The 21,099-nt window shown below is 66.6% G+C and carries 18 protein-coding genes; 9 read left to right on the top strand and 9 right to left on the bottom strand.

Annotation, left to right across the window (positions count from 1 at the left end):
• Positions 1 to 5 precede the first annotated feature (5 nt).
• Positions 6 to 1,397: an MFS transporter gene (locus ACFC0O_RS24235; RefSeq protein ID WP_375963788.1), complete on the bottom strand. Its 1,392-nt coding sequence runs from the start codon at positions 1,395 to 1,397 to the stop codon at positions 6 to 8.
• Between the two features lie 65 nt (positions 1,398 to 1,462).
• Entirely contained in the window at positions 1,463 to 1,933 is a 471-nt protein-coding gene (locus ACFC0O_RS24230) for an NUDIX hydrolase (protein ID WP_375961477.1), read from the bottom strand.
• Positions 1,934 to 2,209: 276 nt separating this feature from the next.
• Between ACFC0O_RS24230 and ACFC0O_RS24225 the strand changes: the two genes are divergently transcribed.
• Positions 2,210 to 2,938 (top strand): pirin family protein, encoded by a 729-nt coding sequence (locus ACFC0O_RS24225; protein ID WP_375961475.1) that lies wholly within the window; start codon positions 2,210 to 2,212, stop codon positions 2,936 to 2,938.
• 98 nt (positions 2,939 to 3,036) lie between these two features.
• The gene (locus ACFC0O_RS24220; protein ID WP_375961472.1) at positions 3,037 to 3,543 is read left to right on the top strand and encodes a DUF4190 domain-containing protein; all 507 of its coding nucleotides are present in this window, start codon (positions 3,037 to 3,039) and stop codon (positions 3,541 to 3,543) included.
• 46 nt (positions 3,544 to 3,589) lie between these two features.
• Here the strand turns inward: ACFC0O_RS24220 and ACFC0O_RS24215 are convergent, their stop codons facing one another.
• Complete coding sequence (locus ACFC0O_RS24215) at positions 3,590 to 4,063, bottom strand: hypothetical protein (RefSeq protein WP_364636775.1); 474 nt, start codon at positions 4,061 to 4,063, stop codon at positions 3,590 to 3,592.
• An 89-nt stretch (positions 4,064 to 4,152) separates the two neighbouring features.
• Here ACFC0O_RS24215 and ACFC0O_RS24210 point away from each other — a divergent pair, with 89 nt between their 5' ends.
• The 4 genes from ACFC0O_RS24210 (at position 4,153) to ACFC0O_RS24195 (ending at position 7,981) form a co-directional block, all read left to right on the top strand.
• On the top strand, positions 4,153 to 5,004 hold the full coding sequence (locus ACFC0O_RS24210) for a Scr1 family TA system antitoxin-like transcriptional regulator (RefSeq protein WP_375961470.1): 852 nt from the start codon (positions 4,153 to 4,155) through the stop codon (positions 5,002 to 5,004).
• 31 nt (positions 5,005 to 5,035) lie between these two features.
• Complete coding sequence (locus ACFC0O_RS24205) at positions 5,036 to 5,416, top strand: DUF397 domain-containing protein (RefSeq protein ID WP_375961467.1); 381 nt, start codon at positions 5,036 to 5,038, stop codon at positions 5,414 to 5,416.
• A 61-nt stretch (positions 5,417 to 5,477) separates the two neighbouring features.
• Positions 5,478 to 7,460, top strand: a complete 1,983-nt coding sequence (locus tag ACFC0O_RS24200; protein WP_375961464.1) for a M13 family metallopeptidase — start codon at positions 5,478 to 5,480, stop codon at positions 7,458 to 7,460.
• The gene (locus ACFC0O_RS24195; protein WP_364636767.1) at positions 7,457 to 7,981 is read left to right on the top strand and encodes an AAA family ATPase; all 525 of its coding nucleotides are present in this window, start codon (positions 7,457 to 7,459) and stop codon (positions 7,979 to 7,981) included. The genes ACFC0O_RS24200 and ACFC0O_RS24195 overlap by 4 nt, the downstream gene beginning before the upstream one ends.
• Here ACFC0O_RS24195 and ACFC0O_RS24190 read toward each other — a convergent pair.
• Genes ACFC0O_RS24190 through ACFC0O_RS24175 form a run of 4 tightly spaced genes read right to left on the bottom strand, consistent with a single transcriptional unit; the run spans position 7,978 to position 12,210 of the window.
• Positions 7,978 to 9,057, bottom strand: a complete 1,080-nt coding sequence (locus tag ACFC0O_RS24190; protein WP_375961461.1) for an ABC transporter ATP-binding protein — start codon at positions 9,055 to 9,057, stop codon at positions 7,978 to 7,980. The two genes, ACFC0O_RS24195 and ACFC0O_RS24190, sit on opposite strands and share 4 nt — an antisense overlap.
• Positions 9,058 to 9,081: 24 nt before the next feature.
• A complete protein-coding gene (locus ACFC0O_RS24185; protein WP_375961458.1) occupies positions 9,082 to 10,410 on the bottom strand; it encodes an ABC transporter substrate-binding protein in 1,329 nt (442 codons plus the stop codon).
• 19 nt (positions 10,411 to 10,429) lie between these two features.
• Positions 10,430 to 11,221 carry a carbohydrate ABC transporter permease gene (locus ACFC0O_RS24180; RefSeq protein WP_375963785.1) on the bottom strand — a complete coding sequence of 264 codons (792 nt, stop codon included), beginning with the start codon at positions 11,219 to 11,221 and terminating at the stop codon, positions 10,430 to 10,432.
• Between the two features lie 59 nt (positions 11,222 to 11,280).
• The gene (locus ACFC0O_RS24175; RefSeq protein ID WP_364636761.1) at positions 11,281 to 12,210 is read right to left on the bottom strand and encodes a sugar ABC transporter permease; all 930 of its coding nucleotides are present in this window, start codon (positions 12,208 to 12,210) and stop codon (positions 11,281 to 11,283) included.
• A 260-nt stretch (positions 12,211 to 12,470) separates the two neighbouring features.
• On the opposite strand from ACFC0O_RS24175, the gene ACFC0O_RS24170 reads away from it, so the two are divergent.
• The 3 genes from ACFC0O_RS24170 to ACFC0O_RS24160 all read left to right on the top strand — a co-directional run bounded on the left by ACFC0O_RS24170 (position 12,471) and on the right by ACFC0O_RS24160 (position 18,388).
• A complete protein-coding gene (locus ACFC0O_RS24170) occupies positions 12,471 to 13,244 on the top strand; it encodes an SDR family NAD(P)-dependent oxidoreductase (protein ID WP_375961455.1) in 774 nt (257 codons plus the stop codon).
• 110 nt (positions 13,245 to 13,354) lie between these two features.
• Positions 13,355 to 17,116, top strand: a complete 3,762-nt coding sequence (locus ACFC0O_RS24165; RefSeq protein WP_375961452.1) for a BTAD domain-containing putative transcriptional regulator — start codon at positions 13,355 to 13,357, stop codon at positions 17,114 to 17,116.
• A gap of 60 nt (positions 17,117 to 17,176) precedes the next feature.
• On the top strand, positions 17,177 to 18,388 hold the full coding sequence (locus tag ACFC0O_RS24160) for an FAD-dependent monooxygenase (protein WP_375961449.1): 1,212 nt from the start codon (positions 17,177 to 17,179) through the stop codon (positions 18,386 to 18,388).
• A gap of 94 nt (positions 18,389 to 18,482) precedes the next feature.
• Here ACFC0O_RS24160 and ACFC0O_RS24155 read toward each other — a convergent pair whose 3' ends face one another.
• On the bottom strand, positions 18,483 to 19,379 hold the full coding sequence (locus tag ACFC0O_RS24155; RefSeq protein WP_375961447.1) for a L,D-transpeptidase: 897 nt from the start codon (positions 19,377 to 19,379) through the stop codon (positions 18,483 to 18,485).
• A gap of 295 nt (positions 19,380 to 19,674) precedes the next feature.
• Entirely contained in the window at positions 19,675 to 21,051 is a 1,377-nt protein-coding gene (locus ACFC0O_RS24150) for a cytochrome P450 (RefSeq protein WP_375961444.1), read from the bottom strand.
• Positions 21,052 to 21,099: the final 48 nt, after the last annotated feature.

The following is a 21,099-nucleotide window of genomic DNA, read 5'->3' as shown; positions in this document are numbered from 1 at the left end:
CGCGTTCAGGGGTGGCGGTTTTCGCCCGGTTGTGATCGAGCCGATACCAGCGCGATGGCGGCAATTCCACAGCAGTACACCCCGGCCGCCACCAGCACGACCATCGGTGAGCGCCCGTCGGCCGGTATCCACAGTGCGGTGCCCGCCAGCGCGCCCACGTAGGTGATGTTGAAGATGGTGTCCTGCAGCGCGAATACCTGTCCGCGATGCAGATCGTCGATATCGATCTGCATGGCGGCGTCACCGGTGAGTTTGATGGTCTGCCCGGCCAGCCCGAGCAGGAACGCGGCCGCGAGCAGGCACAGTTCGGCCCGCCGCTCCCCGGTCCCGTCGGCGATGGTGATGGGCGTGACCAGCGCGATCTGCACCACGATGGCGGTGAGCAGTCCGGTGACGATGGTGCGTGAACGACCCAGCCGCGGAATGAGAATGGGCGCGATGACGGCGGCCAGCAGCATTCCGGCCCCGGTCGCGGAGATGGCGGCGCTGAATTTCGCGATGTGATGCCCGCCCCCGCCGCCGCTCCCGGATCCGCGCCGCAGCACCAGCACCATGAGCAGCGTGTCCGCACCGAATACCGCCCGGTGCGCCGCGATTCCGATCATCGCCGTGGTGACTTCCCGCGACCGCCACGCCGCCCCCGCCCCGGACCGCAATCCGGAGGCAATGGCCCGCAGCGAGCTCTCGGCGGGTGGCGCGCCCGCGCCGGATTGCCCGGACTCCCGCGCCGCGTCGGACCCGGCGAGTGGTTCGTCCGGGTCCGGTCCCAGCGCGTGTCTGCGGAATCCGGCTGCGGCCCAAGCCCCCACGATCGATCCGATGGCGCTGACCGCGACCGCGGTGGCCGAGGCGCGATCCCCCGCGCCGATGGCCGCGATGAGCCCGAAGGCGACGCCCGCGCCGAGGATCGCGCAGCCGGAGGCCACGGTCGCCAGGATGGAGTTGGTCGCGACCAGTCGCCGTTGTGCGAGCACGCGCGGCAGCGAAGCCGACACGCCCGCGCCGACAAACCGCGACACGCCGACCACCGAGAGCGCGAGTAAGAGCAGCGGCGTCTCGCGCACCCCGCCGAGCAGGCTCACCGCGGTCACGCCGATGAGCAACCCGCGCAGGATGTTCGCGATGAGCAGTACCGTGCGCCGATCCCACCGATCCAGCAGTGCGCCCGCGTACGGCCCGATGATCGAGTACGGCAGCAGCAGCGCCGCGAACCCGCCCGCGATGGCCAGCGGATCGGTCTCGCGTTCCGGGTTGAACAGGATCGCCCCGGACAGCGCGGCCTGGAACATGCCGTCGCCGAACTGCCCGGACAACCGCACGGCGGCGAGCCGCAGCGCTCCCGGACTCTCGCGCAGCGCGGTGCGCAACGTGCTCGCGCCACGCCGGATCCGCTCCAGCCGGTGCGGTTCCGGTGGCGGTGCGGGTGTGGTCGGTACCTCTGCGGGTTCGATCTCGGCCCCGTTCACCTGGAAGGGTGGGTGGTGACGAGTGCGAATACGGCGGCGCGCATATCGTCCGCCATGGGTAGGTTGTCCAGACTGTCGGCGTCGATCCATTGGAATTGATCGTGTTCGCCGGGCGCGAGCAACACTTCCCCTGATTCCGCTTCGACTACGAAGCTGTATTTGCGTACGCGGGATTTGGTGCGGGTGGCGTAGTCGAATCCGCCGAGCACATCGGTGATGCGCAGTACGCGCAGTCCGGTCTCTTCGAAGAGTTCGCGCTCCACGCATTGCGCGAAGCTCTCCCCCGATTCCACTCCGCCGCCCGGGAGTTCATACATCCCCCCGTGATAATCATCGGCAACACGCCGTACGACCAGGAGTTTTCCCCCACGGAAAACGGCCACGCCCACTACGAAGTGGGTGATCCCCTCGCTGTTGGCCTGCTGCCGGAGTTCGCGTTCGATGCCCGCGAGTACGTCGGGTCGCATCCCCTTGCTCTCCCTCCGGTTTCACTTGCGGCACATCATGATACGGTCGCCGACCGAATGCCGCTGGCAGGGCATGAACAATGACGCCCCGGGTGTCCTGCCTGGTAGGCGGCGTGCGGGCGGCGCTGCTCGCACGCTAAAATTTACCCGGAGTTCAGCCCGGGTCACCGAATGTGGCCCTACCCTGGATTCCGATCGGTGCACGCCGGTGAAGGGAGTAGGGCGGTGTCCACGCTCACGAGACCACACATCGATGTCCATCGGGGCGGCGACCGCATGAAAACTCGTGTGGCGTGGCTGGATTCGAAGCATTCGTTCTCGTTCGGGGAACATTACGACCCCGACAACACACACCACGGTCTTTTGCTGGTGAACAACGAGGACATCGTGTTGCCGGGTGAGGGCTTCGAAACTCATCCGCATCGCGATATGGAGATCGTCACCTGGGTGTTGAGTGGCAGCCTGGTGCATCAGGATTCGCTCGGCCACAACGGTGTCATCTATCCGGGTTTGGCGCAGCGGATGAGCGCGGGTTCGGGGATTCTGCATTCGGAGAAGAATGATTCGTGGCGCATCAGTACCGCGCCCGAACACGAGGAACCGGTGCATTTCGTCCAGATGTGGGTGGTTCCGGATGAGCCGGGCTCCGCGCCCGGTTATCAGCAGCTCGAGGTGGATGACGAGCTGGCGTCCGGCGGTCTGGTGACGGTGGCCTCGGGCCTGCCCCGGTATCGGGATCGCACGGCCATCGCGATCGGCAGCAGTCATTCGGCCATGCATGTGGCGCGGATGCCGGTGGCGGCCGACGCGCCGGAGGTGCGACTACCGGAATCGCCGTATCTGCATCTGTTCATCGCGCGCGGTGAGGTGGAGTTGGAGGGTGTCGGCACCCTGTACGAGGGTGACGCGGTGCGCATGGCGCGCAGCGGCGGTCAGCGGGTGACCGCGAACCTGCCGTCGGAAATCCTGGTGTGGGAAATGCATGCTCGTCTGGGTGGCCAATAGCATTTCGGGATAACTTGATTCCGGACGAACCGGACCCGTTAACGGCTGGTCGCAGCGTTGGCGATACCGGGAGCAGCACCGACGGAAGGACGACGCCCATGTCGCAGTACCCGCCCCCGCCCCCCGGTAACTACGGCGAATACCCCGCGCCGCCACCCGGTGGCTACCCGCCGCCCGGCGGTCAGCAGCCGCAGTACTGGCAGGAATCGCCGAAGGGCAAGGGCCTGGCGATCACCGCCCTGGTGCTCGGCATCATCGCGGTGCTGACGTTCTGGACCATCATCCTGACCGTGGTCGGCGTCTTCTTCGGTTTGCTCGCCGCCATTTTCGGCCTGATCGCCATGATGAAGGCGCGCAAGGGCACCTCCGGCGGTTTCGGTATGGCCGTTGCCGGTCTGATCCTGGGCGTGCTGAGCCTGATCGGCGGCATCGTGGTCGGCATTCTGGTCTGGGTGGTGTTCAAGGACAACGGCGGCACGGATCTGGTCGACTGCCTGAACAAGGCGGGCAGTGACACGACCGCGCAGCAGCGGTGCCAGGACGAGTTCCAGCAGCGCATCGAGGACAAGTTCAGCGTCACGCTGACACCCATGCCGACCCGCTGAGCCCTTCGGACTCGCTGAGCCCTTTCCGGCTCGATGAGCGCCGCGGCTACTGCTGCACGGTGCCGCATTCGCGGGTGGCGCCGACGACTTCGGCGAGTTCGGGCCGAAAGTCGCTGTCCGGCGGGCAGATCCAGATCCGGTAGCCGCTGTGCTCATCGGTGGGTGAGGGCAGCACGATGTGGCTACCGGGCAGCGCCACCGCCGCGCAGTCCCGGAACAGGTCGGAGAACAGCGCCATATCGAGGTAGGAATCGTCGGTCGGCCCGGTGAGGAAGGTCCAGCGCCCGGAGCGCGGATGACTGATCACCGGGCCGCAGCGGCGGCGCGCGATAAGGTGGTCGCGGACGCGTGCGCCCAGTTCGGCGGGCATGGTGACGGCTCCGACGGAGCCGATCTCCAACATGATCCGGCCCAGCGCGGAGTCGACTATCCCGTAGAGGCCATGCTCCTTGCGGTAGCGCCGGCAGCGGGCAAGCGCCTCCTGGGTGGCGGTGTACGAGGACGGGTCCAGCGCGCTCATGGCGAACCTCCTGCTACCGACCCTATTCTCCCGCAATCGGTATGACAATAGTCACACGCCGGTGAGTTGAGAGCGTAGAGTCAGCAGTCATGGCGCCCGTGTCACCCACCGTCGCCCGGTGGGAACTGGTACTGCGATTACGGGAGCTGCGCGAGCAGCGCGGCTTCGATTCGGCGACCTTCGCCAAGCGGGTCGGGTTCACCCCCGCCAATTGGTCCCATGTGGAGAAGGGCCGCCGGGTGCTGACCGCCACCACCATCGGCCCGGTGCTGGAACTGCTGGAGGTGGAGGGTGAGGAGCGGGACGAGCTCCTCGAATTGCTCACCGCCAGTAAGGAACGCGGCTGGTGGGCCAAATCCCCCGCGCTGATCGGCCCGGAGCTGCAGCGCTACTACGGAATGGAATTCGGCGCCGACGCCATTCGCAGTTACGACTCGCTCGTGGTGCCCGGTCTGCTGCAGACCGAGGATTACACCCGGGCGCTGATCAGCGCCGATGTCATGATTCGCCCGGTGCAGGTGGAGCAGTTGGTCGCGGTGCGAATGCGAAGACAGGAACGATTACGCGACGGCGATCATCCGGAGTTGACCGCCGTCATCGGCGAGGCCACGCTCGTGCAGCAGATCGGCGGCCCGAAAGTCCTTCGGGGACAACTGGAACACCTGGCAACACTCTTGGATGACCTGGATTCGGTGACGGTGCGGGTGATTCCGTTCGCCGCCACCCGCGGTGCGATTCTCGGCGGCTCCAGTTTCCATCTGCTGGATTTCCCCTCCACCGCGCTGCATACCTTCGGCTGGGTGGAGAGCGCGGTTTTCGGTGGGGCCGTGGAGGATCCGGATCTGATTCGCGATCTGGATTTCGCATTTGTGCGTGCACTCGACCAATCTCTCAGTCGTGCAAAGTCTTTGGAAATGATCAAGAGTTATTCGCAAGGGTAGGAGACGCATGCGAGACCGTAGAATGCTGCCTATGCTGAAAACCGCGAAGTATCAACCGGAATCCACCGGCTGGTTCACGTCGACGCGCACCAATAATGGGAATCAGTGCGTCGAGGTCCGATTCGACGGTGCGGCGGTGTTCATCCGTGACAGCAAGTACCGGCGAAATCCGGCCAACAGCTCACACGATGAACCCATCATCACCGTCAGCGCCGTCGAATGGATGTCCTTCCTGGCCGTTCTGCGGGACCGCCCCGCGGGTGGTGCGGAGCTCACCGCGCACACCGCCGCCGACGGATTCACCACACTCGGGTACGGGGAGATCGGTCTCGTCTACACCCCTGGCGAATGGGATGCCTTCCTGGCGGGCGTGCGGGATGGCGAATTCGATCGGATCGCGCTCGCCGCCTGATCTTGTTTCGCTCTCCGCGTGATCCCGCCCCGACCGTGCCGGGATCGGCATACTGGAGGGCGTGACTTCGCAGCTGACGCCTCCCTCCGGTATCGATCTGTCCTTCCGTAACGAGGGCGTGCGGGTGCAGGACGACCTGTTCGCCCACGTCAACGGCGAGTGGCTGGATAAATACGACATACCGTCGGACCGGGCGGTGGACGGCGCCTTCCGCACGCTCTACGACCAGGCCGAGCGGGATGTGCAGACCATCATCCAGGAGGCGGCCGCCTCCGATGCCGCGCCCGGCAGCGAAGAGCGCAAGATCGGCGATCTGTACAACAGCTTCATGGACACCGCGGCCATCGCGGCCGCCGGGCTGACCCCGATCGCGGCGGAGTTGTCCGCGATCGCCGAGGTGTCCGACCGGAGTGAGTTCGCCGCGCTCATCGGCCGTCATCAGCGCACGGGTGTGGGTGGCGCGCTGGGGTTCTACGTCGACACCGATGACAAGAATTCCGAGCGCTATCTGGTGCACGCCTCGCAGTCCGGTATCGGCCTGCCCGACGAGTCGTACTACCACAAGCCGGAGAATGCCGAGATTCGCGAGAAGTACGTCGCGCATATCGGCCGCATGTTCGCGCTCGCGGGCCTGGACTATGACGCGCAGCGGGTTTTCGAACTGGAAAAGAAGCTGGCGCAGGGCCATTGGGATGTGGTGCGGCGTCGCGATGCCGAAAAGAGCTACAACCTCACCACTTTCGACGCCCTGGCCGCCGAGAATCCGGAATTCGACTGGAATGCCTGGACTTCCGCCCTCGCCGCGGGCGTGGATCGCTCCGGTCCGGAACTGTTCGCCGAACTCGTGGTCCGCCAGCCGGATTATGTGCGCACATTCGCACAGTTGTGGGCCTCGGAATCGCTGGACGATTGGAAGGCGTGGGCGGCCTGGCGCGTGGTCAAGGCCCGCGCCGCGTACCTCACCGATGACCTGGTCGAGGAGAGCTTCGACTTCTACGGCCGCACCCTGACCGGCGCGCCGGAGAACCGCGAGCGCTGGAAGCGCGGCGTCTCGGTGGTGCAGGATCTGCTCGGCGAGGCCGTCGGCAAACTGTATGTGGCCCGGCACTTCCCGCCCGCCGCCAAGGCCCGCATGGTCGAGCTGGTGGAGAACCTGCAGGAGGCGTACCGCCGCAGTATCTCCGGTCTGGAGTGGATGGGCCCGGACACCCGGCAGGCCGCCATCGCCAAGCTGGAGAAGTTCACCCCCAAGATCGGCTACCCGGACGAGTGGCGCGATTACGCCGCCATCACCATCGATCCGGCGGATGTGGTCGGCAACTACCGCAGCGGTTATGCCGCCGAACACGATCGCGATCTGGACAAGCTGGGCGGTCCGGTGGACCGCGGCGAATGGTTCATGACCCCGCAGACGGTCAATGCCTACTACAACCCGGGCATGAACGAAATCGTCTTCCCCGCGGCCATTCTGCAGCCGCCGTTCTTCGATATGAACGCCGACGACGCCGCCAACTACGGCGGTATCGGCGCGGTCATCGGTCATGAGATCGGCCACGGCTTCGACGATCAGGGTTCGAAGTACGACGGCGACGGCAACATGATCGACTGGTGGACCGAATCCGATCGCACCGAATTCGGTAAGCGCACAAAGGCTCTCATCGACCAGTACAACGCCTTCTCCCCCAAGGAACTCTCCGACGATCACACGGTCAACGGCGAGTTCACCATCGGCGAGAACATCGGCGACCTCGGCGGTCTCACCATCGCCCTGGCCGCCTACGAAATCGCCATGGAGGGCAAGGAGATTCCGGTCCTCGACGGCCTGACCGGTCTCCAGCGCGTCTTCTTCGGCTGGGCCCAGGTCTGGCGCACCAAGGCCCGCCAGGAGGAAGCCATCCGCCGCCTCGCCGTGGACCCGCACTCCCCGCCCGAGTTCCGCTGCAACGGCGTAGTCCGCAACCTCGACAGCTTCCACGAAGCGTTCAACGTGAAACAGGGCGACGAGCTCTACCTGGACCCCGCGGAGCGCGTGAAGATCTGGTGACCGGAGCCGTCTATCTGATCACCGGCATTCAGGCTGCCGGTAAATCGACCGTGGCACAGGCGCTGGCGGAGCGATTGCCCCGCTCGGCGCATGTGCGCGGTGACGCCTTCCGGCGGTTCGTGGTGTCCGGGCGCGCCGATATGCGCCCGGATCCGCCGGAAGAGGCGCTGTCCCAGTTGCGGTTACGGCATCGCCTGGCCGCACAGGCCGCGGATGCCTATGCGGCCGAGGGGTTCACCGCCGTCGTCCAAGACGTCGTTCTCGGTGACTTCCTGCCCTACTTCGCCGACCAGATCCGCACCCGCCCACGGTATGTGGTGGTGCTGGCCCCGCGCCCGGAGGCCGTGGCCGCCCGGGAGGCGGGCCGCGCCAAGCAGGCGTACGGCCCGTACACGGTCGAGGACCTGGACACCGGTCTGCACGCCACCACCCCGCGCCTCGGATTATGGCTCGACACTTCGGATCTCACCGTCGACGAGACGGTGGACGCGATTCTCGAACGGGCCGAACCGCTCCCCTAGCGCAGGCGGTCTTCGGTTTCGGCGTCGAAGAAGAAGAGTTCGTCCTGTTTGGGGGTCAGGTGCAGGCGGTCGCCGAGGGCCACCCGGAAGCGGCGGTCGACGCGGGCGACGACGCGGCCGGAGCGACTGGACCATTCGTCGGTGATGCCGTGCGAGTAGAGGAAGGACTCCGAGCCGAGTTCTTCGAGGAGTTCGACCTCCACGGCCAGGGAGTTCTCCGGATCGGTGGTGACTTCCCAGGACTCGGGGCGGATGCCGATGATGATCTTGTCGCCGGAAGCGTTGTTCGGCACCGGGATTCGCAGATCGTTCAGCACGGCCGCGCCGTCTCGGACCGAGGCGGTGAGCAGGTTCATGCCCGGTGAGCCGATGAAACCGGCGACGAACGTGTTGACCGGGTTGTCGTAGAGCTCGCGGGGTGCGGCGATCTGTTGCAGGTGACCGTCTTTCATGACCGCCACCCGGTGACCCATGGTCATGGCCTCGACCTGGTCGTGGGTGACGTACACGGTGGTCGTGCCGAGCCGCTTCTGCAGCGCCGCGATCTGTGAGCGGGTCGAAACCCGCAGCTTGGCATCGAGATTCGAGAGCGGCTCGTCCATGCAGAAGACCTGGGGACGACGCACGATGGCGCGGCCCATGGCCACGCGCTGGCGCTGACCACCGGAGAGTTTGGCCGGTTTGCGGTCCAGCAGTTCTTCCAGTTCCAGCATGGCGGCGGCTTCCTTGACCTGAATCAAGGTGTCCGCCTTGCTGACTCCCGCGTTGCGCAGGGCGAAGCCCATATTCTCCGCGACCGTCATATTGGGGTAGAGCGCGTAGCTCTGGAACACCATGGCCACATCGCGGGAGCGGGGCGGCAGGCCGGTGACATCGATGCCGCCGATGCGAATTCGCCCGGCGGACACCGCTTCCAGGCCCGCCAGCATGCGCAGACTGGTGGATTTGCCGCAGCCCGACGGTCCGACCAGCACCAGGAATTCGCCGTCGGCGATCTCCAGGTTCAGGTCTTCGACCGCGGGGCGGGGCGCACCCGGGTAACTGAGGGAAACACCCTCGAACTGCACAGTCGCCATGCGGGCGGGTCTCCTAGCTCGGTATTACTTGGGCAGCTTGGGCGTGATCTGCCGGTCGATGATGGTCTGCAGCTGGCTGCTGATATCCGCGAAAGCCGAAGTCACATCGCGGTTCTGCAGGCCGATCTGCTCCATGCCGGTGCCGATGATCTGATCGCCGCCGGGCACGAACACCCGGGCGAAGTCCTGCGACTTGGTCACCGCGAGCTGATCGATGGCCGTCTTGGAGTTCGGGTTCTTGGCCAGGAAGTCCTGCTCGCTCGGATCGCTCAGCGCCGACTTGCGGACCGGCATGTATCCGGTGCCCTGCGAGAAGTACGCGGTGTTCGCGGCATTGGTGATGAACTCGATGAACTTGAGCGCGTTCTCCTTGCGCGCATCGGAGATGCGCGACGGAATCGCCAGTCCCGCACCGCCGGTGGTGGCGCCCGCGCCGTTCGGGTGCGGCAGGAACGCGGTGCCGACGGTCAGCTTGCCCTCGGCGTTCTTCATGATGCCCTTGAGGTCACCGGTGGAGGCGATGGTGGAGCCGAGCAGCCCGGTGCCGAATTCATTGGCGATCTGCGGGCGGATGCTGGCGTACTTCTTGACATTGATCATGTCGCTGAAGAACTTGCCCGCCTCGATCGACTTGGGGTCGCTGAACTTCAGCTTCCAGTCGTCGGAGTAGCCGCCGCCGAACGTCCACATCGGTCCCTGGAAGGTCCAGCCCAGGTAGTTCTTGGCATCGCCCCAGCCGTGCGCGAACTTGTCGCCGCCCATGACGCCCTGGATCTTCGGGCCCCACTCGTCGAATTCCTGCCAGGAGTTCGGGCCGCGGTCCGGCAGTCCGGCCTTGGCCCAGACGTCCTTGTTGTAGTAGAAGATCTGCGTCGAACGCGCGTACGGCAGCGCGTAATGCTTGTTGTTGAACTTGTAGTCGTTGGCCAGCGAGTCGACGTAGTCGTCGAGTTTCACACCGGCGGAACCGAAGTGCGAGTCCAGCGGTTCGATGGTGCTGTTCAGCGCGTAGTTGAACCACCAGACATCGGACAGCACAACCACATCGGGCAGGTCGCCGCCGGACAGCGCCGCGTTGAACTTCTGCGACACCTCCTCGTAGTTCTTACCGGCGTCGACGAGGTTGACCTTCAGATCCGGGTACTTGGCCTGGAACCGGTTGATGAGCTCGAGCTCCAGGTCCTTGGAGGTGCCCGGGTGGTTGGACCAGAAGGTGATGGTCTTCGAGTCGCCGCCCTGCTGGCTGCCGCCGCCGGATCCGGCGCACGCGGTCAGCGCGAGTCCGGCCGCCGTGGCGCCGGCCAACCCTAGGAACCCGCGCCGGGACAGAGCGGGAAAACGTGCTTCGGACACGGGAATCTCCTTCTGGGACTTACCCCTTGACCGCACCGGAGGTGAGGCCCTTGATCATGTGACGCTGTAATGCCAGGAAGACGATGAGAATGGGAAGCATGGTGAGCAGGGTTCCGGCCATCACCGGACCCCAGTTGGTGACGCTCGGGTTCTCGGTGTTCTGCAGCAGGGTGAGGCCGACCGGCAGCGTGGCGACGCGCGAGTCATCGGCCATCAGGAACGGCCACAGGTATTCGTTCCATTCGTTCACGAGCGTGACCACCGCGAACGCCACCATGGTCGGCCCGGACATGGGCAGCACCACCCGGGTGAGCAGTCGCCACCAGCCCGCACCGTCCATGCGCGCCGCCTCGATGACCTCGGCGGGCAGTGACAGGAAGTGATTGCGCATCAGGAAGGTGCCGAACGCGACGCCGCAGAGCGGAACGATGATGCCCTGGAAGGTGTTTCGCCAGCCCATTTGCGCGACCAGCGCGTAATTGGAGATGACGGTGATCTGATTCGGCACCATGAGCGCGGCGATGATCACCAGGAACAGCACCGTCTTGCCCGGAAACCGCAGGAAGACAAGGCCGTACGCGCTGAGCACGCCGAGCACGAACTTCACCGCCGAGATGACCCCGGTGATGATCAGCGAATTGCGCAGGAACGTCCAGAACGGCAGCGTGGTGGTGGCCTCGCTGTAGTTCTCCGGATGCCAGCTGTGCGGCCAGTACACGGCGGGCTGCACGTAGATGTCACCGCGCGTCTTGAACGAGGTGATGATGATCCAGAACAGCGGTACGCCGACGATGATCAGCACGCACGCCATGGCGAGATAACCGAAAATCGTTGCCCAGCGGTCATTGTCGAGCTTGTTCAGGGCACTGCTCACTGTTCGTTCCGATCCATGATGCGCACCTGCACGAGGGTCACGGTCAGCAGCACCAGGAACATGATGGTGGCGACGGTCGCGCCGTATCCGGCCCGGAAGTTCCGGAACGACTCCTCGTAGACCTGGAAGACCATGGTGGTGGTGCCGGTGCCGAGCGGCCCGCCGCGGGTCATCACATTGATGATGTCGAAGACCTGCAAGGAATTGAGCAGCACGGTGATGGACAGGAAGAACGTGGTGGGTCGCAATTGCGGCAGCAGCACCCGGGTGAAGGTGGTCCACCGGCTCGCGCCGTCGATCTCGGCGGCCTCCATCAGATCGGCCCGAGTCCCCTGCAGGGCGGCCAGATAGATGACGAAGGTGTAGCCGAGGTTCTTCCAGATGTAGGTCACCGTGATCATGAACAGTGCCCAGTGCGGGTCCTGATAGAAGTCCGGGGCCTTGTCGACGCCGAGCCGGTGCAGCACATCCTGTACCAGGCCGAAGCCGGGATCGAAGATGAACTGGAAGGCCACGCCGATGGCCGCGCCGGAGATGACGAATGGCGCGAAGATCGCGGAGCGGACCACATTGCGCCCGAACAGTTTCCGATCCAGCAGCAGCGCCAGACCCAAACCCAGCACCATACTGCCGATAACGGCGGCCAGCGTGAAGATGACCGTGTTGCTTACGATTTGCCACGAATCATGCCGACCCCACCACTCGGTGTAGTTGTCGACGCCGATGAAAGTGGCCGAGGTATCGGAGATATTGAAGTCGAAGAACGACAGGCGAATATTGTCGATCAGCGGCCGATACACAAATACCGAGAGCAGCACCAGGTTTGGTGCGACGAGCACTATGAACAGCGCGTAGTCCCGCCAGGGTCTACCTCGCCATCCGCGCCCGGCGGGCTGCGGCAGTACTCGTTCCGGGCTCGATCTCACCCGCGCAGCGTGACGGTTGCTTGCGACTAGCCGGTAACGACTGGATGCCGCCCGGTTGAATAGTCGGCGCACGGGCGCAACCGACTGTTCACCGGACGCACCCGCTGGAGGCGCGGACATGCGCCGAATCGTACGTCCGCCCAGTCTCTTTCAAGGCCGGAATCGATCACCACCGTTGGTGAGCACTCGGTGAGTGCTCGGTGAGGACTCCCCGCGACGCTGTGTCCAGCACCGAAACCCGAACGGCACAGGAGTTCACCATGTCTCTCAACGGTAAGCACGCACTCGTCACCGGCGCCTCCCGCGGCATCGGCCGCGCCATCGCACTGCGGCTGGCCGCCGACGGCGCGACGGTGGCCGTGCACTACGGCAGTAATAAGGAAGCCGCCGACCGGACCGTCGAGGAGATCCGGGCCAAGGGCGGCCGGGCCTTCGCCGTGCGAGCCGAACTGGGTGCGCCCTCCGGCATCGACGACCTCTTCGACGGATTGGCGGCGGGCCTGGCCGGTGCCCAGCTGGACATCCTGGTCAACAACGCGGGCGGTGGCGGTGGCGGCGGTTCCATCGAACAGCTCACCCCCGCCGAGACCGATCGGCTGTTCGCGGTGAACGTCTCCGCACCACTGTTCATCACCCAGCGGGCGCTGCCGCTGCTCGCCGACGGCGGGCGCATCGTCAATATCTCCTCGTGCGCACCGCGCATCGCCGCTCCGTCGCAGGTCGCCTACGCCATGACCAAGGGCGCGCTCGATGTGCTCACCAAAACCCTTGCCGTACAGCTGGGTCCGCGCGGTATCACGGTCAACTCGGTGGCCCCGGGCGCGACCGAGACCGAGGGCATGGCCGCCTTCCTGGACGCCAACCCCGGGGCCCGCGCGCAGATGAGCGCCATGACCGCGCTCGGCCGCATGGGGCAGACGGCGGACGTCGCCGATGTGGTCGCCTTCCTGGCCTCGCACGATGCCCGCTGGGTCACCGCCGCGGTGATCGACGTCAGCGGCGGATCGGCCATCAGCCCGGCCATCGGCGGCTGATCATCCCCCGCGAGACGGTCGCACTCCCCGGCCGCATGCGTCCGGACGCCCGGTTATCGGGGTCGATCGCCCGATACGACCGCGGCGAGCGCGCGGGCATACTGACGGGCGTGCAGTTCGGAATACTCGGTTCGATCGAGGTACGGCGGACCGATGGTGATCCGATCGCGGTCGGCGGACCGCAGGTGCGAGCGCTACTGGCGCTCTTGGCGCTGGACGCGGGCAAACTCGTCAGCCGCGAGCGTTTGATCGACGGCCTCTACGGCGAGGACCCGCCCGGAGACGCCGCCCACGCCCTGCAATCCCAGGTCTCCCGCCTGCGCCGCGCCCTGCGCGCCACGGCCGGACCTGCCACGGCCGGACCTGCCACGGTCGGATCCGCCACGGCTGGGTCCGGCAAGGCCGGGTCCGCCGCGACCGGCGCGTCCGCCGGTGGGCCGGTCGGTACGAGTACAGGGTCCGCCACGAGCGAGTTCGTCGAATCCTCGCCTGCGGGTTATCGATTGGCGGTGGAATCGGGGGCGGTGGACGCGCACCGTTTCGCGCGGCTCGCCGAACAGGGACGAAACGCGTTGCGCGACAGGGATCCGGCGGCTGCGGCGACGCTGCTGGATCAGGCGCTGGCCTGCTGGCGCGGACCCGCCCTCGCCGATGTCCTAGACGCGCCTTTCGCCGAGGTGCAGGTGGCGCGCCTGGACGAGGCCCGCCTCTCCGTGCTGGCGGATCGCGCCGAAGCCGCACTGGCACTGGGGGATCACCATTCGGTGGTGGCCACGCTGCCCGAGCTGGTGGCCGCGCATCCACTGCGCGAACGCCTGCGCGCCCTACTCATGCGCGCGCTCTACGCGGCGGGCCGCCAATCCGACGCATTGGAATCATTCGAACAGGGACGACGCCTGCTCGCCGAGGAACTCGGGGCCGATCCCGGCGCGGAACTGACCGAGGCACACCTGGCGATCCTGCGCGCCGATGCCGCCCCGGCACCCGCCGTGCGGCGGCTCCCCGCCCAGTTCACCAGTTTCATCGGTCGTGAAACCGAACTCGCACAACTGATTCCACTGCTCGCCCGATCACGCCTGGTGACGATCGCCGGACCGGGCGGCACCGGGAAAACCCGGCTGTCCCTGGAGGTCGGCGCGCGAGTACAGGGTGAGGTGTGCGTCGTGGAACTGGCCGCTCTCGCCGACGGTGCCCAGGTCGCGCCCGCGGTCGTGGCGGCTCTCGGAGGCCGCGATTCAACCGGTGGTCGTGACCCCGAAACCCAGCTGCTGGCCATGCTCGCCGACCGGCCCCTACTGCTCATCCTCGACAATTCCGAACACCTGGTCCTCGACACCGCGCACCTCACCCACCGTCTCCTGCGGGCCTGCCCCGGCCTGCGCGTCCTGGTCACCAGCCGAGAACCCCTGGCCATCACCGGTGAAGCGGTCTTCCCCCTGGGCCAATTGCCCATCGCCGCACCGGAAGCCGCGCTCGCCGAGCAGCTGAACAGCCCCGCCATCCGCCTCTTCGCCGACCGCGCCGCCGCCGCGAAACCCGGATTCACCGTCGACGCCGGCACCATCGGCGCGGTCCGCCGCATCTGCGCCCGCCTCGACGGCCTCCCCCTCGCCATCGAACTGGCCGCCGCCCGCCTGCGCACCCTCGATATCGACGATATCGACGCCCGCCTCACCGACCGCTTCCGCCTCCTGTCCCGCGGCGCCCGCACCGCCGAACCCCGCCACGCCACCCTGCACGCCGTCGTAGCCTGGAGCTGGGACCTACTCACCCCCGCCGAACGCCAACTAGCCCAACGCTTCACCATCTTCGCCAACGGAGCCACCCTCGCCGCGGCCCAGCACATCTGCAACCCGGCCATCGGCGGCGAAACCCTTCGCGGCAGCGCCGAAAACACCGACACCAGCGCCGAAAACACCGACACCAGCGCCGAACGCCAGAACGCCGGTGCCGAAAACCAGAACGCCGGTGCCGAAAACCAGAACGTCGGTGCCGAAAACCGGAACGCCGGTGCCGAGGGCCGGAACGCCGGTGCCGAAGACCAGGGCGCTGGCGTCGAAACATGGCTGGACGACCGCGAATTTCCGGGCGACGTTGACGAACTACTGTCCGGCCTGGTCGACAAATCCTTGGTGGTGGCGGTATCCGGCCGCTACCGGATGCTGGAGACGATCCGCGAATTCGGGCTGCGCGAGCTGCGCGATTCCGGCGACCACGACCGCCTGCTGCGCGCGCACGCGGAGTTCTACCTCCGCCTGGCCGAACATTCGGAACCGGCCCTGCGCGGCCCCGACCAGCTCACCCACCTGGCCCGCCTCACCGCGGACCACGACAACCTCCAAGCCGCCCTGCACTGGTCGGCCCGCGCCGATCCCGCACTGGCACAACGCCTCATAGCTTCCCAAGCCTGGTACTGGTGGCTGACCGGCCGTCCCGGCGACGCCCCCGCACTGGCCCGACGCCTCCTCACGGGCCTGAGTCCCGACATCGCGGCAGGACCCGCCCGCACAGGCGCGGACACCCCGGGTACCGAGGTTCTTTCCGATCCCGTGATCCCGGGTTCCCGACCCGCCGATCTGTATCTCGCTCGGGGCCTGGGAGATTCCGGCGATCCGCACCCGGGATTCGGCCGTACCGAGGCGACTTCGGGGCGTGCCCCAAGCGATTTCGAAGGTGCGCGAACAGGGTCCGGGCGACGAACCGAGCTCGATTCCGGCAAAGCCGGCGGGGAATTCGCACGCGCGAAGCAGAATTCGAGTGGGGACGCGGAGGAGTTCGCTCTGTGTGTCACCGTGGCCGCCCGGGGTGCCAAGGCCTTCGATGCGGCCGGTCATGCGGTAGCGGCCGAATACACGACAGTCATCGCGCAGGCGGCCGCCGCGGTCGCGAGACTCGAAACTCCGCTGCGGAGGCCGTATCTCGTGCTGCTGCTGGCGTTCGCCGGTGAGCGGATACCGGGCGATCCGGACCGGATGCGCCAACTGTTCGGGTCGGATCCCTGGTCACAGGCGTTTGTGCGGCTGGGTGACGGCCTCGGGCTGTTCATGTCCGGGCGGGCCGCCGAGTCCGAGCCCGAATTCCTCGCGGCCCTGGCCGGTTTCCGCAGCATCGGCGACCGCTGGGCGATTGCCGCCACCCTGGACAAGCTGACCGCCGTCGCCGAACTGCGCGGTGACCACGGGACCGCGCTGACATTGATCGACGAGGCCATCGCGATGGGTACGGAGCTGGGCATGGTCGCGGATATCGCCGATCTGCTCAGCCGTCGTGGCGATATTTGCGCGGGTGGCGATGAGGCCGAACGCGACCGAGCCCGCGCCGATTACGAACGCGCGGCCGAGTTGGCCCGCACGATAGGCGCATCCGATATGCGCGCCAACGCTTTACGCGGGCTCGGTGACCTCGCCCTCGACACCGATCGGGTGGCCGCGCGTGCCCACTATGAAGCGGCGCTGTCCCTTCCCGCCGACAACTCCATCGGTGCCGCCGAGTCCCGCGCTCGTACCCTGATCGGCCTGGGTCGGCTGAGCATCGCCGAGCAGGATGCGGGACAGGCGTTTTCGCACTATCGGGCGGCGTTGGATCTAGCGGTAGACAACAGCCTGTCGCCCGTGGCGGCGAGCGCGGTCGAGCAGATGGCTGCCGCATCTTTCGAAACTGGCGCTGTGGAAGCGACGGCGGTGCTGCTCGGCGCGGCCGAGGGTATGCGCGGTCTGACACGAACCGGCGATTCCGAGGTATCGGACCTCGCCGAACAATGTCGGAAGATCTTGGGCGACCGCGATTTCGAGGCCGCCTTCAGTCGCGGTGTCGCATTGCCGGTAGATCAGGCCGTCGCCCTGGCGCAGATCGGTCCTGTTCAGGACCGGTGATCGGCGGGGTGGTGAGTCGACGGTGAGTCGGCGGTGAGGGGTGCGGATGATGCTTCGGGCATGACGAAGCGGCAGTTCAGCAGCAAGACCGTTCTTATCTGTGGTGCGAGCGTGGCGGGCCCGGCACTGGCCTACTGGTTGCATCGGCACGGGTTCACCGTGACCGTTGTGGAGGAGGCCCCCGCACTGCGGGAGGGCGGATACAAGGTCGATATTCGCGGGGCCGCCATGCGGGTGGTGGAGCGAATGGGACTGCTGCCGGAGTTGAAGCGCGCTTCGACCGCCATGCGCGGGGGCGAGTGGGTGGATGCCTCGGGAAAGGCGCTGGCCACGCTCGGGCCGGATCTCATCGGGCTGCGCGCGCCGGGTGACGATGAGGTGCTGCGGGGTGATCTGGCCCGAATCCTGTTCGATGCCACCAAGAATGACGTCCGGTACCTTTTCGGCGATTCCATCGCGGATATGTCCCAGGGCTCGAACGGCGTCTCGGTGCGCTTCCGGAACGCGCCCCCGGAGGTCTTCGATCTGGTGATCGGCGCGGACGGCGCGCATTCCACGGTGCGCCGCAGCACCTTCGGCCCCGAGGAGCAGTTCGCTCGGCACACCGGTATGGCCGCGTGCGTCATCTCGGTGCCCAACTATCTGGGCCTGGATCACTGGGAGATCATGCATCCGATGCCGGGCCGCGTCGTGCAGATGTACAGCACCCAGCGGCATTCGGCCAAGGCGCAGTTCATCTTCGGCGTTCCGGACGGCCTGCCCGATCGCCGCGATATCGCAGCGCAGCGGCGGTTGGTGGCGGAGTCGTTCGCGGACGCGGGCTGGGAAACCCCGAACCTGTTGCGCCACCTGGCCGATTCACCGGACTTCTATTTCGATTCGGTCAGCCAGATCCACCTGGAGCGCTGGTCGAGCGGCCGCGTCGCGCTGGTCGGCGATGCCGCGTACTGCCCGTCGCCGCTGTCCGGGCAGGGCACCAGCATGGCGCTGGTCGGCGCGTATGTCCTTGCGGGCGAACTGAAAGCGGCCTGCGGCGATCACCGTATCGCCTTCGCCCGCTATCAGGACCGCATGCGCGAATACATCGACCTGAACCTGACGATCGGCTGGGACAACGCCACCCGCATGGTCGCCGCCGACAAATTCGCCGTGTGGATTCAAACCACCGCCATGCGCGCCCTGCGCCACCTCCCCTGGAAGGGCATGGCCCTGCGCTCCATCACGAAGCCACTCGAGCACGCCGCCAACGCGATCCGCCTCGAACAGTATTGAGAGCGCGCGCTCTCCTGAATCCCCCTCCAAGCACGTCGGCCCCGCCTCATCAGAGGCGGGGCCGACGAAAGTTATTGTGGGAGCGCGCGGAACGTCAGTTCCAGTCGCCCCAGCCGTCGCTGGTGCTCAGGGTGCCGCCCTTGGTGTTCTTGACGACCACCGGGTCACCCTTCTTCACATTGTCCATGTACCACTTGGCATCCTCGGTGGACACGTTCAGGCAGCCGTGCGAGGTGTTCGAATAGCCCTGCTGCGCAACGCTCCACGGCGCGGCGTGCACGAAGATGCCGCTGTTGGACATGCGGGTGGCGTACTCGACCTCGAGCTTGTAGCCCTCGGGCGCGGTGGTGGGCACACCGTAGGTGGACGAGTCCATGATCATCTTGCGATTGCGCTCGCTGACGATGTAGGTGCCGTTCGGGGTCTCGTGCCCGGTCTTGCCCATGGAGGTGGGCATGGTGCGCACCACTTCACCGTTGCGGGTGACCACGATCTCGTGGGTGGTGTCATCGGCGGTGGCGATGAATTCGTCGCCGATCTCGAAGGCGGTCTTGGTGCCGCCGCCTTCGACGGTCACCTTGGAGCCGGACGGCCAGAACTCCTCGGGCCGCCAGCGCACCTGGCTGTCGCCGCGCCAGTAGAAGTGCCCGTCCACCTTGTTGGTGGAGGTGATGCGAATGGACTTCTCGGCGGCGGCGTGATCGCTCACCGGCTCCTTGAAGTTGATGATGATGGGCTGCGCCACACCGACGTTGTCGCCGTCACCGGGGGTGATGTTCGGTGCGGTGAAGTTCGCGGGCGGCAGCGGCGAGCTCGCGCCGGGCGCGGTGGGCAGATCGCCGGGTACGGGCTGCGGCATGACGGCGGAGGGCACACCCGGGACTTCCGGGCCGCCCGGCCATAGTGGGGCGGCTGAGGCGGGCGCGGCCACCAGGGCTCCGGTCGCCGCGATGGCGGCGAGGGAAATCAGTCCATACCGGGTGTTGCGCACAGCTAGGTGTCCTTCCGATCCTTGTTCATACGCAGATCGCGGGCACAGCTCTACCCGCGTAGGTCCCAACCCCGGGTTCATTCCTACCTTGCGATTCTGCGTGTGCCAATCGACTTGCGCCGGTTATGCGTACAGACCTCTTGGTGTGTTCCGGGGCACACAACCGGGAAGGGCCGAATCGCCGGTGTGTTATCGCCGTTCGCGTCGGCGATTCCCTAATCAGACCGGTTGTCCGGTCACGGCGGCCGAGTCGATATGCCCAAACCTGGTTGTGATCGAAATCACTGACGTCGCATCAGGGTTCGAGCACGTCGAAGGTAATGGCCGCACGCGGACCGGTCGCGATATTGTGCGGCACCGTCCACGGCGCGCGCCCGCGCGCGAACCGCGGCGACAGCCGTAAGCGCACCGACCCGAGCAGTGTCGCCAGCACTATCCGCAGTTCGTAATCGGCGAGCGCGGCCCCCACGCAGCGCCGGTGCCCACCGCCGAACGGTGCGAATTCGAATGGGCTGTACCGGCGTTCGAGGAAGCGTTCGGGCCGGAACCGCTGTGGTTCACTCCACACCTGTGGATCACTGTGCAGTAATTGTACGGAGAGCCCCATGGTGTCCCCCGCCACCAGCGGTGCGCCGCGCAGTTCGAAATCACCGGTGAGCCTGCGCAATACGATCGGCACCGGCGGGTGCAGGCGCAGCGTCTCCTGGCAGACCGCGTCCAGATAGGGCAGTTCGGCCAGTTCGACCGGATCGATATCGGTTCCGGCGGAGGCGAGTTCGGCGCGTAACCGCTCCAGCACCGCCGGTTCGCGGTGTAATCGGTACAGCGCCCACACCAGTACCGTCGCGGTGGTCTCGTGTCCGGCCACGATGAGCGTGCGCAATTGTTCGCGCAGTTCGATATCACCGAGCCCGCTGCCGTCCGTATATCTGGTCTCCAGCAGCATTCCGAGCATATCCGCGCCGCCGTTCGCGCCCGGATCCGTACGCCGCCGGTCGATTTCGGTATCGATGAGCGCGTCCAGCCGATCCCGGGCCGCGAGAAACCTCTCCCAGCCGGACAATCCGAACATATTGCGACGCAGGGCCGGAACCAGGAACAGCGGCCCGCCGAACGACGAGAGGAATTCCGTTGTGGCCGAGGTGTACTCGGCCAGCAGCCGCGGATCCTCGATCCCGAACACCGCCGCCAGGATGACCCGCAATGTCATGGCACGCGCGGCTTCCCGCGCATCGATCCGGGTGCCGGGCCGCCAGGCCCGCCCGGTGCGCGCACCGGACAGTTCGTCCCGCGCGGTCTCGCGAATAACGTTGCCGTAGGCGCTGATTCGCTGTCGATGGAAGGCGGGGGCCAAAACCGACCGTTCCTTCCTATGTCGTTCCCCGCGGGCCAGGATCAAGGAGGCCGGGCCGACCATGGGTTCGATCGGATTGGGCAGCGGCGGTTCCAGCAATTCCACCGGCGCGCGGAACATCTCGCGCGCCCCCGCCGCGGTGCCGGTGAACACCGCGGATCCGAAGGCCGGGAACCGCATCAGGAACGGATCGCCGTCCCGCCCGCGCCGCCAGTCGAAATAGCGTTCCAGATCGATCGCGGCGGCCAGTGCGTGCAGCGGCACCGGCCGGGGTTCGCGCAGCGGCGGCCCGGTGGCGGATCGATCGGTGCTACTCATGCTCCCCTATACGTTGTCGGTACCCGCTCGGGTTCGAGGATCGGCTGG

This window comes from Nocardia sp. NPDC056100, from assembly GCF_042266325.1.
Taxonomy (GTDB): domain Bacteria; phylum Actinomycetota; class Actinomycetes; order Mycobacteriales; family Mycobacteriaceae; genus Nocardia.
This window is presented reverse-complemented; position numbering and strand designations above follow the sequence as displayed.